This is a genomic window from Brevundimonas sp. 2YAF1 (assembly GCF_052114745.1).
GTDB lineage: Bacteria > Pseudomonadota > Alphaproteobacteria > Caulobacterales > Caulobacteraceae > Brevundimonas.
Genome location: NZ_JBFRFI010000002.1, coordinates 425312 through 440934, shown reverse-complemented (window position 1 = coordinate 440934; position 15623 = coordinate 425312). Strand labels below are relative to the sequence as shown.

Annotated in this window: 13 protein-coding genes; 3 read left to right on the top strand and 10 right to left on the bottom strand. The window is 66.2% G+C overall.

What is annotated here, in order from left to right; translation table 11 throughout:
- Window positions 1-29: 29 nt before the first annotated feature.
- The 10 genes from AB4Y68_RS04735 to AB4Y68_RS04690 form a co-directional block, all read right to left on the bottom strand.
- Window positions 30-299 (bottom strand): hypothetical protein, encoded by a 270-nt coding sequence (locus AB4Y68_RS04735; protein WP_441454358.1) that lies wholly within the window; start codon window positions 297-299, stop codon window positions 30-32.
- Between the two features lie 1400 nt (window positions 300-1699).
- Window positions 1700-4855: a UvrD-helicase domain-containing protein gene (locus tag AB4Y68_RS04730; RefSeq protein ID WP_441454357.1), complete on the bottom strand. Its 3156-nt coding sequence runs from the start codon at window positions 4853-4855 to the stop codon at window positions 1700-1702.
- Entirely contained in the window at window positions 4855-7377 is a 2523-nt protein-coding gene (locus tag AB4Y68_RS04725) for a RecB family exonuclease (protein ID WP_441454356.1), read from the bottom strand. The genes AB4Y68_RS04730 and AB4Y68_RS04725 overlap by 1 nt, the downstream gene beginning before the upstream one ends.
- A gap of 487 nt (window positions 7378-7864) precedes the next feature.
- Window positions 7865-8752 (bottom strand): DUF4238 domain-containing protein, encoded by an 888-nt coding sequence (locus tag AB4Y68_RS04720; protein WP_441454355.1) that lies wholly within the window; start codon window positions 8750-8752, stop codon window positions 7865-7867.
- A 7-nt stretch (window positions 8753-8759) separates the two neighbouring features.
- On the bottom strand, window positions 8760-9686 hold the full coding sequence (locus AB4Y68_RS04715) for a TIR domain-containing protein (RefSeq protein ID WP_441454354.1): 927 nt from the start codon (window positions 9684-9686) through the stop codon (window positions 8760-8762).
- An 11-nt stretch (window positions 9687-9697) separates the two neighbouring features.
- Window positions 9698-10246: a Mov34/MPN/PAD-1 family protein gene (locus tag AB4Y68_RS04710; RefSeq protein WP_441454353.1), complete on the bottom strand. Its 549-nt coding sequence runs from the start codon at window positions 10244-10246 to the stop codon at window positions 9698-9700.
- A complete protein-coding gene (locus AB4Y68_RS04705) occupies window positions 10224-11957 on the bottom strand; it encodes a ThiF family adenylyltransferase (protein ID WP_441454352.1) in 1734 nt (577 codons plus the stop codon). The genes AB4Y68_RS04710 and AB4Y68_RS04705 overlap by 23 nt, the downstream gene beginning before the upstream one ends.
- The gene (locus AB4Y68_RS04700; RefSeq protein WP_441454351.1) at window positions 11954-13537 is read right to left on the bottom strand and encodes an adenylate/guanylate cyclase domain-containing protein; all 1584 of its coding nucleotides are present in this window, start codon (window positions 13535-13537) and stop codon (window positions 11954-11956) included. Before AB4Y68_RS04700 ends, AB4Y68_RS04705 begins: the two co-directional genes overlap by 4 nt.
- A gap of 319 nt (window positions 13538-13856) precedes the next feature.
- Window positions 13857-14168: a hypothetical protein gene (locus AB4Y68_RS04695; RefSeq protein ID WP_441454350.1), complete on the bottom strand. Its 312-nt coding sequence runs from the start codon at window positions 14166-14168 to the stop codon at window positions 13857-13859.
- 183 nt (window positions 14169-14351) lie between these two features.
- Window positions 14352-14636, bottom strand: a complete 285-nt coding sequence (locus tag AB4Y68_RS04690; protein WP_441454437.1) for an excalibur calcium-binding domain-containing protein — start codon at window positions 14634-14636, stop codon at window positions 14352-14354.
- A gap of 216 nt (window positions 14637-14852) precedes the next feature.
- Here AB4Y68_RS04690 and AB4Y68_RS04685 point away from each other — a divergent pair, with 216 nt between their 5' ends.
- From AB4Y68_RS04685 to AB4Y68_RS04675, 3 genes are read left to right on the top strand one after another with little or no spacing between them, the layout of a single operon-like run.
- Window positions 14853-15017, top strand: a complete 165-nt coding sequence (locus AB4Y68_RS04685) for a hypothetical protein (RefSeq protein ID WP_441454349.1) — start codon at window positions 14853-14855, stop codon at window positions 15015-15017.
- Entirely contained in the window at window positions 15014-15361 is a 348-nt protein-coding gene (locus AB4Y68_RS04680) for a hypothetical protein (RefSeq protein WP_441454348.1), read from the top strand. Before AB4Y68_RS04685 ends, AB4Y68_RS04680 begins: the two co-directional genes overlap by 4 nt.
- Before the next feature lie 23 nt (window positions 15362-15384).
- Window positions 15385-15621 carry a hypothetical protein gene (locus AB4Y68_RS04675; RefSeq protein ID WP_441454347.1) on the top strand — a complete coding sequence of 79 codons (237 nt, stop codon included), beginning with the start codon at window positions 15385-15387 and terminating at the stop codon, window positions 15619-15621.
- The last annotated feature ends 2 nt before the right edge of the window (window positions 15622-15623 follow it).

The window sequence follows — 15623 nt, the reverse complement described above, 5'->3', positions numbered from 1 at the left end:
CGCGAGAGTCGCGGACCGACTGCCGCGGGTCAGTAGAGTGAGAAGTCGCGCCGGACCAGTACCCGATCGAGCTGTACATTGAGGAGGACGAGACCGGGGCTCCCGCGCTCCGTGCGCGTGGTGAACCTGAAGTCGTCGCCTTGGTTCTTCATGACGGCGCTGTCGAAGGCCTGGATCATTCCGCCGCCGCAGGCCTTGTCGAAGCACGCGCGGATCGCCGGATTTCGGTTCAGTTCATCGCGAAACGCGCGGCGGATTCCCCGCAGGGTGATGCCGGCGGGACAGGTCTCATAGTCCATTTTCGTCTCCCTTCTGCTAACGATGTTCGTTAAGCAAGAAGGGCGCCGCGCAGAGCGCGGGGGGGTGCGGCTGGGGGTGAACCCCCCAGCCCCAGCCGCACCCCCCGACGAGGCCTGACCGAGTCACGCTTCGTAGGTTTCGTGACTCACACATTTTTCCTCATATAATTCAGCCTCTTACGGCTAAAGTGACTGCGAATCCGTCGCAAAAGCCCCCAAATCGCCCGGAATCCCGTTCTGGGACGAATTTCCCGCCGGAAAAACCTCAATGAAATCAACACCCGCCGCCCGAGTCACGAAATCCGACCCGCGAATCCTTCGTTTTTCGTGACTCGCCCCGAATTCCGTCAAGCAACCCTCCGAGTCACCAAATCCGCAGAATTCAGCCCAGGAATCCCGTCTATCCCGCCCCGCACGTTGAGTCACAGATCAGCGGATTCGTGACTCGTTTTTCCAGGCCCCGCCTGACGAGCAGGCGTTCCTTTACACGGCGCATCGGCCGGAACTTCAGCAAAACTTCACGTTGGTTAAGTGTTCCGGCAACTAGTCGGAAGCTCGACAATGCTTCGGCTGGTGGCAGTGGTTCCGCGCCCGGTTTCGAAGTCGAGCGAGATCGGCCAGGCCCAGGCCGTGTCGCTGTGGCGAGTCGGTGGGCACGGCTACCCGGAGTGCTGGCGCCCCTTTGGCGGCAAAACTATGGTAAATTGGGGCGTACTACTTGGAGTCATCTGTTTTCGATGGGCTTAAATTCTTGACATTTTGAATTAAAATGATAGAATTTCTGACATCAGCTTTTTTATTGATGAACTGGATCAGTTAAAGGCTTCTTGTTATGCAGCGATCAATCTATGCACTCCCTCATCGGCCGCGCGGGCCTGCCGCGCAATCCGCTAAGCCCTCCGCACACGCGCCTTCCTAGTTTTCCGCAAGGGCCCTTTGGGGCGACCTTGCGTCCAACCCTGCAGGTTCAACTCGCCGGCTCTTATCCTGAGCGCCTCTTCCTCGACTTTCTCATTCGCCGGCCAGATGTTGATGGCTGCGGCGGAGAACGCTTTGCGGCCCCTGGGCGTTCACCGGAGGCGGTCCGACTGGAGCGCTGGAGCGCAAGCGAATGGGCCATTCCGTATGCCATAAGCTTCGCCGTCCCGTGCTTGGCGGAGTGCGTCGCTCTTAGCCTGTTCGATGAACGCGACATGCTTGTGGCCTGGGGAGCGTTGCTCGAATATTCTAAAGGGCCGACCCCGCCCAGCGAGATCGCTTTCCCGTCGCATCGTATCCGGGTGAAGTGTCTCCGGTAGTCTTCATTAATCCAGGCCGAAGACGTCGACAGCCGCCCCGCGCGGAAACGGTTTCCCACCATTCCGGATCGACGGTGATCATGGTCGTCGTCCCTGCCGTCCTCACGCCAGTTCGGACGTCCTCGCCACCCTGAGGATCGCGCCCACGACAGGCATGTGGATGAACAGCTCGTCGCAGGCGGCGCCGGACGCGGCCGCGACGGCCTCGGCGTAGAGCCCCACTTGGGGCGCGTGTCCCACCGCTTGGTCGTCCCATCGGTCGAGGGCGCCGGGGAAGCTCTTGTGATCGAAGATGGCTGCCCCGGCGGCATGCCGGACCAGCAGGTCGATACGGCCCTGGACAATCTGGTCCCCGATCCGGGCCCGGACCGGCACCTCGCGCAGAACCTCGCCGTCAGGCCAACGGTCGGCCAGCCAGTTCTGAAGACGGGTCGAGGCCTCGATCGCATCTGCGGCGGACAGCGCCGGGACGTTCCAGCGGCGGAGGATGGCGTCCGCGTCAGCGAGCCGTTGGTCTGGACTTCTCATCGGGTCGTCGTAGGCAAGGATGGCGTGCAGGGCCTCGCCAAGGGCGGCCATGTCGCTGGCACCGTCGATTCTGAGCCTCGCCCCGAGATCGACGCGTTCGGTCACCCTCCAGCCGTCGCCGGTCGCGCTGCTCGGCTTCACGAACAGGGGCGCGACCGGCGTCGCGGCGGCTCGCGCAGTGACATGCGGCGGCTGCGGGTAGCGGGGCGTTGCTCCGTCGTCTGCGGCCAGGACGCGGACATCGGCGATAAAGGTCTCGCCGCCCACGGTGATGAGATTGTCGTCAGCGGCTGGCGGCACGACGTGGGAGGCTCCATCGGCCTCATCCAGAACCTTGAACCAGACAGGGGTCTTCGGCGGTGGAGCGAAGACGAGATAGTCGCGGGCCCGGGTGACGCCGACGTAGAGCAGGCGCGTGTCCTCCTGCGCGGCGCGCCGCCAGGCGGCCTGTCCGAACGGGGAATTCGTAGCGGCGGCCTCAAGCGCACTGCCGCCACCCGCGAGGTCGTAGGGCCAGGGCCAGAACCGGATCCAGCGGCTGGCCAGCGGATCGCGCCAGTCCATCTCCCCGTCGACCTCCGTCGCGGGCTCGAACAGGCGGGCCTTCGGCTCCCAGCCCAGTCCGGTGAGAACCGTCATCGGCCACTCCAGACCCTTGGCGCCGTGATAGGTCATCACCTGAATGGCGTCAGTGGCGAGGCTCGGCGGCCGCTCCGGGTCGGCGCCGTCGAGGGCGAGGATCAGACCAGGCAGGGTGGCCGGGGCGCTAGAGGACGCGCATTCCTCTTCATAGGTCCGGGCAAAGCCGCGCAGCGCCTCGAGGTCGTCGAGGCGGATCGCTGTGTCCCCCCACCGTTCGATGCGCGCCATGACCTCGGGGAGCGCCAGGACGGCGTCGACGAGTTCGGCGGGGGTCAGACCCAGCGTCTGCGCCCGCAAGGCGGCCAAAGGCTCCGCCACGGGCACGAGGGCGGACAGGGCGGCCTCGGAGTTCTCCCCGGCGGCTGCGACGAGCCACTCGTCTGACTCCGGATCGTCCGAAAAGAACCGGACGAGCTCGGCGAGGGCCAGGCGATCCGAGGCGTCGGCGATCCACCGGCAGGCGGCCAGGACCAGCTCGACATGCGGGGTCTGTGCCAGTCCGCTGCGTTCCACCGCGACCGGTAGGCCGGCCTGGCTGAGGGCCCGGGCGAAGCGCGCCACGTCCGTGTTGGTGCGGCAGAGCACCGCGATGTCGCCGATCGAGAGGGGCCGGTGCTCTCCTGGCCTCCTGTCCTCCACCAACCATTCTGCCCCGTCCGCGAGACAGGCGGCGATCTGGGCCGCGAGGGCCCGAGCCTGCTCGTCCACCTTGCCGGTGAGGGTCCACCACCCCAGGGCGGTCCGGTCGAAGCCGGTGTCGGATCGGTGAGTTCCCGTGAAGGCGTGGCTCGCCGCCGGCAGTCCCATTCGTTCGAAGGCCGGGGTGAACAGTGCGTTGGACAGATCGACGATGCCCTGCCGGCTGCGCCAGGACATGGCGAGGACATCGGCCGGGTCCCCGCCGGCGGCAGCTCCCGCGAAGGCCGCCTGGGTCAGGTCTGTGTCGGCACCGCGGAAGCCGTAGATGGCCTGCTTGGGATCACCGACCCAGGTGCTCTCCTCGACCAGATCCGAAAGCGCCGTGAAGACGGCCAACTGGAGCGGGCTGGAGTCTTGGAACTCATCGACGAAGACGCGGCTGACCCGCTCCCTCAGCCGTGCGGCCATCCCGGGGTCGCGCAGGACGTCGAGGGCCAAAGCTTCTTGGTCGGTGAAATCCAGCAGGCCCCGTTGGGCCTTCCAGTCCTGGTAGGCGGCCAGCGCCTCGGCCGCGCAGGCGAAGGTCGAGCGGATGAAGGTCTCCGTATCCTCCCGCAGGCGGGGATGATCGGCGTGCCGTCCTGCTGCGGCGGCCAGGGTGGTGATGGCCGCGGCGAAGGCGGGACCGTCCTTGGTCGGCGCGCATTCGGCCTTGGCCAGCCTGGCCCAGGTCGGCCAGGAAAGGGTCTCGCCGCGGCCCGCGCGCTGGTGAGCCGCCCGGATAACCTCCATGGGCTTCTTCGCCTTCGCGCTGAGCTCGGCGGGCCGCGCGGCCATCACTGCTGCGAGGGCGTCGGTCAGCGCCGTGTCCAGCGCGGCCCCTTCCGGAGCGGCCGCCGGCGGCAGCTCCCGATAAGCCTCGATCGACCGGTCGGCGGAGGTCCGCACGCCATCGGCGTCAAGACCGTTGGAACGCGCCAGGGCCACGATCTGGCGGACGGTCCTACGCCAGTCTGGGCCCTCACCGCCGGTGGGCGGGCGCGGATCGTTATGTCCGAAGCGGTCGGCCAGCGCGTTCAGGACTGGCGCATGGGCGGCGATGGCCCGGTCAGCGGCCATCGAAAAGACGGTGGACTCGTTCTCGGCACCGATCACGATGGTGGACGGCGAGCGCCCCAAGTCCAGGGCGAACTCTGAGACGATCTGGCCGCACACGGCGTTGACCGTCCCGAACCGGGCGCCCAGCAGCCGGGCGGCGGCCTCGGCCTGGCCGTCGCCGAAGAGGCGGGCCCTAGCGCGCTCGACCAACTCGTCGGCGGCCTTGATGGTGAAGGTCGTCGCGACGATCTCCTCGGGCGGTCGCGCGGCGACCTCGCCGGCGATGTCGCCGACGATCCGGGTGGTCTTGCCCGCGCCTGCGGAGGCGGTGACGGCGGTCAGCCTAGTCATCACAGGGCCTCCACGTTGATGCGGCACAGGCCGGTGAGATCACAGTAGCGGCAGGGTTCGTCGGGGGTTTCGAAACCGAGGTCGTCCGGTCGCGCCGCCGCCGACGCCGGGAGTCCGGCCGCGACGAGGACGCCGCGCCCCGCGAGATCCTTCCATGCGGCCCAGTCCTGGGCCACGAGCCGCAGGGTGTCGCCGTCCGGGCGCACCGCCTCGACCGGATCTGCGGTGAGGAAGGAGCCCGTTCCGGCGATCATCCGCCTCTGGCGCAGAAGGAAGTAGCCGCCAGGCGCGACGGCGCCGTCGGCCCGGGACAGGCCGTGGTAGACCGCGAGTTGGATCGCCGCGCCCTCAGCGACCATGGACACGTAGCGCCTTTCGGAACGGGTCCATTTCAGGTCGAGGACGGCGACCTCGGCCCCGTGCCGGACCAGCAGGTCGATGCGGCCGGTAAGCGGCAAGTCGCCGAACACCCCGTCCCGCTGGACTTCCGCTCCGACCACCTCAAGCCCTCGCTCGTGCAGCAGGCGGACGAGCGCTTCCATCGCGGCCGGCACCTGTTCGCGGGCGGCCGCCAGTTCGCCGGCGTACTCCGGCTGGGCCAGAGGGGCCGCCATGGCCGGCAGAAGCGCGTCGAAGAGGGCCGAGGCGGAGGCGCGGACGCCGGCCAGAGGCGGAGGCGCTCCGGGCGGCAGAAGCTGGCGGGCGATCTCGTGGGCAAGACTGCCGAACAGCTGGCTGGCCTTGGGCAGTTCGGCGTGACGTCCGCGGCGCAGCCCGAGGACGTCCTGGGCGAACCAGCCCATCTGGCAGTTGAACAGCCGTTCCAGAGAGGTGGCGCTCTCGACCCGGCGGTCGAGGGTCGCCGAGAGATCGGCCTCGAGCGTCCACTGCGCAACGGCCTGGGGCGTATCAAGGGTGTCGACCGGCGTGCGGTGGATGGTCCGCCGCGCCAGGTCGACGGCGGGCTCCGCCAGCAGTCGCTCGGCCCGGAAAAACACGCCCTCCGCCGCGCCCTGCAGGATGGGGCGCAACTGGTGCGCCAGCGGATGTGCGGTCGTCTGTTCGCCGCCGGAGAGGGCCGGACGCACCAGCAGCATCTGCTCGCCGGAGTTCATCATGGCGCGGACGTAGCCGGCGCCGATTCGGGTCGAGGCCCCGACGGCGCTCTCCAGCGATACGCCGGCCGCCGCGAGCGCCTCGCGCTCGGCACGGTCCCAGCGCTCGCCCGCGACCTTTTCACCGGGCCCGGCGAAGCCCCACCAGATCACCCGCGGCGCCGGCCCCCAGAGGGCACCAGGTGTCCGGACGGCACGAAGGGCACCCGTTTCGGCGACGTGCGCGGGATTGGAGACGCCATCGGCCAGAACCTGTCCGACCATGCGCTCGAGCAGCAGGGCCGGGATCCTTGGAAGCTCAAGACGGGTGGCGGCGTCGACCAGGGCCCCGGCGGCGGAGGCGACGCCGAGCAGCAGCGGATCCTGTCCGCCGGCATCGGTGCGGATGGCCCAGGCGGCGACGCGGCCTGCGACCTCGCGGATGGCCTCAAGGGGCATACCGGCGGACCGGTCGTGAAGGCCGACCTCGACCCAGAGCCGCCATTCGCCCAGCGTCCGGTCGGTCCGCCCCTGGGGATCTCCGTCGTCCGCGTGCAGCTTGAGCAGCTTCGTCTCGATGTCCGTCCAGGCCTGAAGCCAGGCGGCCCCCCCCACGCCGGGCTGCTCGGCGAGCGTTCGGGCTAGGCGGCGGGCTGCCCACCGAGAGATCGGCGGGCGCGGCAGCATCAGCAGGTCGAGCAGGGCGCGGGCGTTGAACGGCCGCCAAGCCGCCGCGAAGGCGAGAGGCAGGACCTGAAGCGCCCCGCGCCAGGGGGAGGCGCCGGATAGACCCAGCGCCGGGAGGCCGCGCGCATTCAGCGCCCGGTCCAAAAGGGCGGTGTCTCCGTCGGGGGCCACGATCACGGCGTCCGCGGGCCCGGCCGCAAGCCAGTCCGCCACGGTTTCCGCGGCCATCAGCGCAGTGTCGGCCTCAATCAGGACGAGGGAGCCGTCGCCAGTCAGCGGCTCCCCGGCACCGCCGCGCAGGGCCTCTTGGACGCGCCACAGGTCCGACCCCTTCGCGGCAGGCACCGGATCCGGCGTCGCGCTAATCTCAACCCCGGCCCTCTCAAGCGCATCCACCAGGCGGGCGACGACGGGCGGCAACAGGGGCCGGGGCTCGACAAGCGTGATCGAGACGATGCGAAGTCCGGGCCGGGTCGCGAGGCTGCGGGCCGCAAGCGCGAGCCGGTCGGACAGGCCCGACGAAAGCGGCGCGCCGGCCTGATCGGCGTCCGCCAGATCGTCCACGCGGGGCGATCCGATCCTCTGTCCGGCCCATCCGCCAGCGACGAGGGCGTCCCGCCAATCCAGCAGGGTTCCGGCGGTGGACCAGGCGTCCTTCTCGAACGACCGGTCCCAGAAACGTCCCGGGCCGGCGGCGCGCAGCTTGGTGACCCAGGAGGCGACGCGGGCGGGACGCGACACGGTCGGACCGCTCAGGCCAAGCTGCGTCTCAATGAGGCTCGCGAGCCCTTGCGGTCCCACGACGCCGTCGTCGAGGTCCCCTGCGACGCTAGACGTTTCGGGCCAGACGCGACCGTCCGCTCCGAGTCCAAAGACCAATTTCATGTTCTGGCCCCCCTTCGCGTGAACCTAGTTCCGCCTGTCTCGCTTTGCCACCGCCGCGTGTGTTCTAGCATGGCGTTGCGTCATGTTCGGTCGCAACGTGGCTGGTCGCGCCGCGAATTGTGCGGGAAGGCGTCTAGCCGCCGAGTTCAGTGGATAAGAAGACCTACGAAACCTTCGAGGACTGAATGTCGGCTTTGGGGCACTTCTCCAAAGTCCGGTTTTGGCGCATTCTGACATCACTAAATCGCCGCATCTGAATCATAGCGGACTTTGAGGTCCGGCCGCTTTCGGTGCGAAACATCAGCCGGAAGGCTAGGGCACGCGAACGCCTACCCAACCGTGATTATTGCTCGACTAGCAGCCGGTCCTCGGCGTTGAGGAGCTCCGCGCAGACCTCGTCGGTGTGGCGGTGGCTGAACATGTGCTCAATCGCATTGCGCCAGACCAGCAAGTTCTGCGACGCTGCGGAATCGTCGGCCAGCGAGTAGTAAACGCCGTTTGGTTCATTGTGGCGGTTGTCCATTACCAACATACGCGTCGGGCTGATCGGAAATGAGATCGTCGTTTCGGGATCGCCTAAGCCTCGGAACTCCAGAGAAGGGTGGGTTATGGTTACGGGGTTGTCCGAGGTGACGAAGACCGGCTTGTTTGCTGCCAATATCACCATCCGCATTTTGAGCAGGCTAGGAGCGATGTCGCCCGCGGCGGCGACATAGTCATTCCACGCGACCTTCATCTGTTCCTCGTCGGCGTCTCGGAACTCCGGCCAGTCGGACGGATCGAACTTACGGTCGACACCGGCGATCCTGACATGCGTGGGCATGCTTTCGAGCCTCGAGACCTCATCGACCATTCGGCGATGGATGCGTTTCCAGCTTTCAAACTGTGCCGGATTTCGGACGTAGGTGGTCGCCACGATCAGGGCGAGCATCTTTCGTAGGGGCTCCCAGGTGAGGTCAGCCTCCGAGGTGCACAGCAGCTTCCAGATCGGATGACCGAACCATCGCTCGAGCTCACCAAGTTTGCGTTCCACTCGGTCGTCGCGCGTGCCATCTGCGCCTTGCGGCGAGTACAGGTGGAACCTCACGGCGACTTTCTCGATAGGCTTCAGTTCGGGATCACCATCGTTCTTACTGAAGCGCCAAATTTTCTGCCCCGCCGCGTCGGCCGCGAAGGACCGGAGGTAGGACTGTGACACCCAGTGACAGCGTTTGGTGACCTGCTTTGTCATGGACCCGTCATTTCGCTTCTGCCAGAGACGAACGCACACCGAGGTCGGCGATCAGGCCGCTGATCTTGTCGATAACCGGGCCGAGCGCGATCGGAAGCTCGCGCGACGTCTGGCCGGTACGGTAAGGCAGGGGCGTCAGCCCCTTGAAATCCGACGGAAGTCGTACGTCCTCAGCCTGGGGGACGAGCAGCAGGGTGCGGTGACGGCCCAGGCGCGACATGAAGAAGCCGAGCTCGAAAATCACATTGTCCCGCGGCGTGGTCGACAGGCGGTCCCGCAAGAGCACCAGGTCGTCCGGTTCGGCGAGCGCGATGCCGAAATCCGCCAGTCCGACCTGCTCCTCCAGCGCCTCGATCGGATAGGAGCCAGGCGCGAAGATCTTGTCGTCGCTCCAGATCACCACCTCGGCGTCGTGCTCGAGGCCGACCCGGATCGCCTTTCCGATGGCCAGAGCTTCGGCCGAGCAGATGATGAAGACGCGGGGACGGGCGTTGACCCGATTGACGAACTGATTGCGTTGCTCGAGCCGCTCGGCCAGCACCTGGGCGATGCTCCGCCAGATCAGCGGATGTTCGGTGCCCACCTCCGCCAGACGCTTGTGCGTGACCTTCCACGCCACGGTCGGCTCCGTGGCTTCGATTGTCGCCGAGCGGCTGATGTGCGGGTTGATCGCCGACATTTCGCCGACGGTGCCGCCCTTCTCGCGCGGGTACAGCCGGACCTGGTTGACGACGACGTGAGTCTTGCCAGCCAGCAGGAAGTAGATCCCCCGATCGGATCCGCCCTGTTCGATAATCATCTTTCCGGGTGCGAACTCGACCAACTGGCCTTCCGACGCCAGGGACGCGGCGATCTCCCGGTCTTCGACGATCCGCTGACCCATCAGGGCGTCAATCAGATCGTCGGATTGTTCAAAACGCGATTTCAGGGACATCAGGGTTCCGATCAGATGAAGCGAATGACGGGTTTGGTCGCCGGGCGGCCGAACCAGCGGGACGCCCAGCTACGCGGCCGCGCGGGGTCGCTTTCGGGTCTATCCGATACGACGAGCGCCGCTTCTTCGACCGTGTCTCCACGGAACGCCATAGCCTGCAGCGCCAGGCGACGGTCGACGTCGAGCCGGACGATCATCAGGACTGCGAAGGGCGGAGCCGACGGTCCATCATTGACGATCTCGTGCATCTGCAGAAGGTCGGTCCCGCTGGGCTCCGTCGAAAAGGACGGATGGGAGTGCCACTCGCCGAGATAGTTGAAGCGGTCATAGGCGTCCCCCGTGCTGGAGAAGAAGCGGTCAAGAAAGGCTTTGTGGTCTCCCGGCCGGCGCACGAAACAGGCGGTGTCGCCCCCCTGACGCTGGATCGACATGTCGGCGATGCGGAAGGTGTTGCGGTCGAGATGTTCGCCGACCAGCACGCCGCCGATTTCCCGGCGGCCCGCCTGGGCCAGCTCCCTAGCCAGCCGTTTGACCGTGTCAGGATGGATCAGCAGCTTCACCCTGGAGCTCCTTGATTATTTGAACCAGCAGGGCGGAGCCGCCGGCTGACGCGTCGGCGGAGGGCGAGGCGGCGGGGACTTCGGTTTCGCCGAGATCGATCGCGCGCGTGTCGAACGGCTGGGTGAAGAGCCATCCTTCGCGCAGGCCGATCATATATGCGGACTGCGGGAACGCCGAGGGCGACGTCTCCGTCAGCAGGTCGAGAGCCATCCGCGCTGCGTGGGCCGCGATAACCGTCACGTCCGCGTCGTCCGCGATCATCGGCTCGGCTTCCCCATTAGCCTCATAAGGCCGATCCGCACGCGGCGGCTTGGCGCCGCTCGAAGCGCACCAGGCTTCGATCTTGGCGCGCGCCGTTTGGGGCGACGGGTCTTGCCCAGGCCGCGACCGGGCGACGAGCCCGCCTATGCCGCCGGCGAAGACTTCTAGCCAGATCAGGGGCTTCCGCGCCGCGCTTACCACGCCGGTGAGGAGATTGAACACGGCGGGTTCCGCGGTGGCGTCGATGATGAGATCGCACTGTTGCAGGCTGTGCAGTACGCCATCGACGACACCGCTCGCCTCCTGCGCGGCGAGGCGCTTGATGTGAGTGTCGATCCGGACTCCGGGCGCAGCCAGGTCGGCGCGCCGGGCGACTCCGCGCACCTTGTGTTCGCCCATGACCGTCCAGTCGAGATCGTTGCGGACGAGGTTCTCCGGAAGGAGGATATCGTCGTCGACGAGGATCAGATGACCCGCACCCGCACGGGCCAGGCTCACCGCGATCTTGCTCCCGGCCGAACCGCAGCCGACGAGGCCGACCGTCTTGCCGGCCAGGACGCTATACCCGCGCGGCAACCGGCTGGCGGGACGCGCCGCGACGACAGTGAAATCGTAGACGCCATCCGAATCGTTGCTGAACATCCGCAACCGCGCGCCGGTGTCGTCCCAGGTCAGAAAGAGGTCGAGCGCGAGCTGGCCGTCGTCGGGCGGGGCGCAATATCCATGCGCTGCCATGAAGGCACGCAGTTGCGGACCGTCGGCCGAAGGCGGCGTCACAACGCCGTCAGGAAGGCGCCAGACCTTGGCCCCGTACAGGGTGTTGTTCGCCCACAGGGCCTGGGGCGTCGATGGGTCCGTCCATCGTTCACCATCCGCCGTCGTCAGGTGAACCGGCGCGAGCGCATGCTGTTTGTCGTTGTCGGTCCAAAGCAGTTTGGCGTTTCGCGTCGAACCGGGTGCAAGGGACCGCATGTGAGTGGCGAAGGTTTCTGTCACCACCAAGCGGAAGGACTTGAAGCGGAGATCCTGACCAAGGGTGGTGTCATGTCGGCTGGGCACCCGCCCGGGACGTTCCCCTTCGATTGTCGCCTCGCCCGACAAAAGGCGCTCCGCGCTCTCGATCATGTCCGCGCCCGTTAGTTCGGGCGTCCAGTTGTCCGCGCCCCATTCGAGGCACAACTCACCGCCGGAACCGTATTGGTGGCCGCTCCATGCTTCTGGCGTCTTCGGCACGACCGAAGGCGGCGAGAAGGGGAAGGTGTGTGGGTAGCGCAGCCGCGTGGCATAGATCCTGCCGGCCGCGGCGATCTCGACATCGATACAGAGGCGCCCGTTTTCGTCCGGCCTCAGCGCGCCGAGCTCAAGCCAGGACGTCCTGCTTTTCAGGGCGAGCAGGGCTTCATATTCTTCCGCCAGCCGATACGGCGCGCTGAGGTACCAGATGGTCACGCAAAGCCCGCGGGCTTGCTCGGTTCCGTCCGACGATTGGCGAAGGCGTAGTCCGCGGCCGGGGCCGCGGTAGTCTGGACGAGGCCGACCGTCGCGCCAACTGCGATGGACTTGGCGAGAGCCTTCGACGCCTTGGCGGTTTCGTCCAGGCGACCGGCCAACTCGTCCACCGCAGTGTCGTAGACGAGGCCCGACCGCTTGCGGCTCGAACCGAACATCGTCTGAACCGCGCTGGTCGCTTCGTCGTAGGCGTTCTGCCCGATGGCGGTCTGATCCCCGGCGCAGCGACGCTGCTCCGCCTCGGACGCCAGCACGTTGCGGCCGACGGCGCACCGGATCATGGAGCCCTTTACCCCGAGACGGGTCAGGGCGATCGGGCCGAGCTCAAAGCCGATGGCCAAGCCGAGGCCGTGCCCGTCGGAGAGAATGTCGTCGTCTTCCAGGGCCGCGATGGACTGGTCGAAGCTGCTGCGGATGGCGGCGGCGCACAGGGCGGCGGTGCTGACGCTTTCCTCGAGGTCGGTGGTTTGGGCCGTGCCTTCGCCGAGGACCCCGTGCACGCAGTCGCCCACGAAGCGAACCTTCCGGCCTTCGAAGTCCTTGTCGAGGACAGCGTCCATTTCGCTGCGGAGCACGTGCAGGACGCGGACGACGTTCCGGGCGGAGTCGTCGTCGCAGGCACCCGCGGCAACGAAGTCCGTGAAGCCATCGATGTCGGCGTAAAGCGAGATTGCATCCTGGCGCCGGCTCGCGGAGGGCGACAGAAGTTCGAAGTCCAGGTTCGAGAACGGCGGGGTGTGCCCCGAGAAGCCGAACTTCCCGATCGGATTAGCCTCCAGGTCGGCCCGCCAGGCCTTCACGATCTGATCGGCGTTGATCTCGAGCCCGGCGTCGTCCTGGCTGTACGCCACCTCTTCCGCCGAGAGGGGCGCGCGATCTTCAACGATGTCGTCCGCCAAGCCGATGACGCCGCGGGCGGTGTTGGTCAGATAGATGCCCCCGACGGTTCCGCCCCCGGCCCGTTTCGCCGCCAGATTGGCGGGTGCGCCCAGGAAGAGCGGCTCGGCGTGACCGCGTCTTCCGTTGCACACCGCGAGAGCTACGCCGCTGTCGATCCCGACCCGCACCTTGGCGGCGGGAATGATCTCGTCGCCTTCCTCGCCCGTCTGGGCCAGGACGTCGATGATCAGCTGGGCGATGGCGACCGCCCGGTGGATGCGGCCGATCTCGTCACCGTAGGGCTTGGCGACGACCGCGTGCAGGCGCTGGTTATGGAAGTCGACCTCGATCGCGCCCACCGCCCTCAGGATTCGGTGAACCGCCCGGTAGTGCAGGTTCAGGAATCGCAGCGTCCGTTTGTGGCAGAGGACGCCCTCCGCCTCGCTCGCGCCCAGCATGTCGTCGAGATTCTTGATGTCGACATAGATGTGGACGCCGTTGACCCGGTAGGCCTTGGTGCGGGGCAGGGAGGACAGGTCGGTTTCGCGGACGTAGTCCTTGATTTCAACGGTTTCGACTTCTTTCAGACGTGCGGCGATGCGTTTTGCCGCGCGCGCGCTGGTCCAGGTGTGGGCCGCCATCGGCTGGACCCCTTTCAGATCATGACATGGGAATGAGAGCGCGCGGGCGGGCCGCGGCCTGCGAGGCTGGGTGATGGTCGGCTCGCCGACCAAGCGTCCGGGGATCGATCAGGTCTGCGTCACGTCTTCTCCCCACGTCGTGGTGATGAAGACTCGTCTGAGTTGAAACGGCCCGGACCCTAGCAGCAAAGCGATGATGAGATACCATTCTCACGGCTTGCCAAGAGCCCTGGGATTATTGTCGTCCACGATGAAAAATGTCATCATGATGAATGCTGCCGCGACAGTGATGACTAGGACGACAGCATCTCCCGCACGATTACATGCTCGTTTGGGTTTGGTGCTGAACGCGAATGAACTTGCCATTAGCGTCGAAGAGCAGGGCGACATGCTTGGACTCTGCGCTAACCAGCACGGCTTGCGTGTGAATCCATTGGAGTAGGACCGTTCCGTCCGGCATGTTGCTTATGCTGTTGGGACGGCCCAGCGTCCTCTCAGCGTCGGCACGGGTACTCACGCCTGGTTGCAGAGCATCGACGGCAGCGAACGAGAAGTTAGTCCCCGAACTCACGCAAGCCGCACCAGCCATTGCTGCGCCAAAAGCACGCGCGATCAAAGCCTTAGTCTTCATGGGTGCCTCCCCAATGATTGCCCCGCTACATCATAACGGGGTTTTATGAGTAAGCCCAGACTGTCCCTGGAGATCTGAGTCGTGCATGTCTTAGGAGCCACCATCGTAAAAAAGGTCTGCTTTGCGGCGGTGACCCGATTTCTGCTTTTGGCGCATTGGCGAAGTCACCGCAGGGCCGCTGGGCTATCCCCGCTCACACCCCACTCCGTCGCCGTCACGATCCAGGTGAGGGCCATAGCCGGGCTGGCCGCGCCTGATCGGTGTGGCCCCCGCCGCCCTGGCCTCGGCGCAGTTCGCATATGCGCCGCCGTCTCGCTTTAAAGGCGCGCTCCCGAGCAGGCCCTGGGGGCGTGCCGGAGAGGAACTGCTCCGACCTCCGCCATGGCAATGGTAGTCACCCGTCTTCCGATTGTTGTGGCAGCCTTCGGCATTCAGGCCGCCGGGATGTGCTGAGGCAGCTACCGGCATGGCCAAGATTGCGGCCGACGCTGCGATGATCAAACCCTTCATTCGACCCTCCCCAGGTGCCAGCGGAGCTAGCCCGCCATTGAAGCGGAAGTCGAGTCAGGCGGCCTCAGCATTAATCGCCCACAGGTCTCGGAACATAAGGAGAACATTTGGGTTGCACGTTTACCGGCCAGCGCCGTAGGAGTCCGCCCCGGGTCCGCAACTCGGAGGATGACTATGGACACGCAACCTTGCAGGCCGGACGAGGCGATCGTCAGCGATCTGGCCGAACTGGACCGGGAGCTGGAGGCACGCAGCGAGCCGGAGATGCCGGCGCAGACCCTGGATTTGGTCGCTGGCCTGATCGCCGGCATGACGCACATCGGGAGGTCCTCGCGATGAGCCGGTACAAAGGAAGATCCACCAAGAGCGTTGTCGACGCGAACGATCTGCGCGAGGTGGCCGATTGTTATCGGCGCATCCTCAGTATCCACGCGGGCCTAAACCCCGTCTCTCACCATATTCTCCCTCTCATGGCCGCGTCCGCCACTCTGAAAGCCTGCTGGGCTGAACTAAGCGGCGCATCGATAAGCGCGGCTTGGACCTATCCCACTACTGCAATCCCCAGCGACGGGCTCGCGCCAAATGCTGACCGCTCGGGCAAGGCGGCTGAGAAAACGTACATGTATCGGTTCGATCTCGATGATCGGCCGCCACCCGGAACCAAAACCCCTGATCCGGCCTGAATCCGTCTGATCAGGAGCTCTTCATGCCCATCCGGAACGCCGTGATTCACGCGCAGGCCGGGGTAAGGCTTGTTCGGACAGAGAAGACCGAGAAAAGGCAGGCTTCGGTTTCGTTTCGACTGACAACGCACCGCAGCGTGTCGCCCAAGTTCATTCTCGACGAGGCCGAGGCGGAACGGGCTTACGCCCAGGAGTTGGCTGCATCTCTTGAAGACCCCATCGTTCTGGGGCTGATCGAGAAGGGCGTTCTGGAAAACTGACC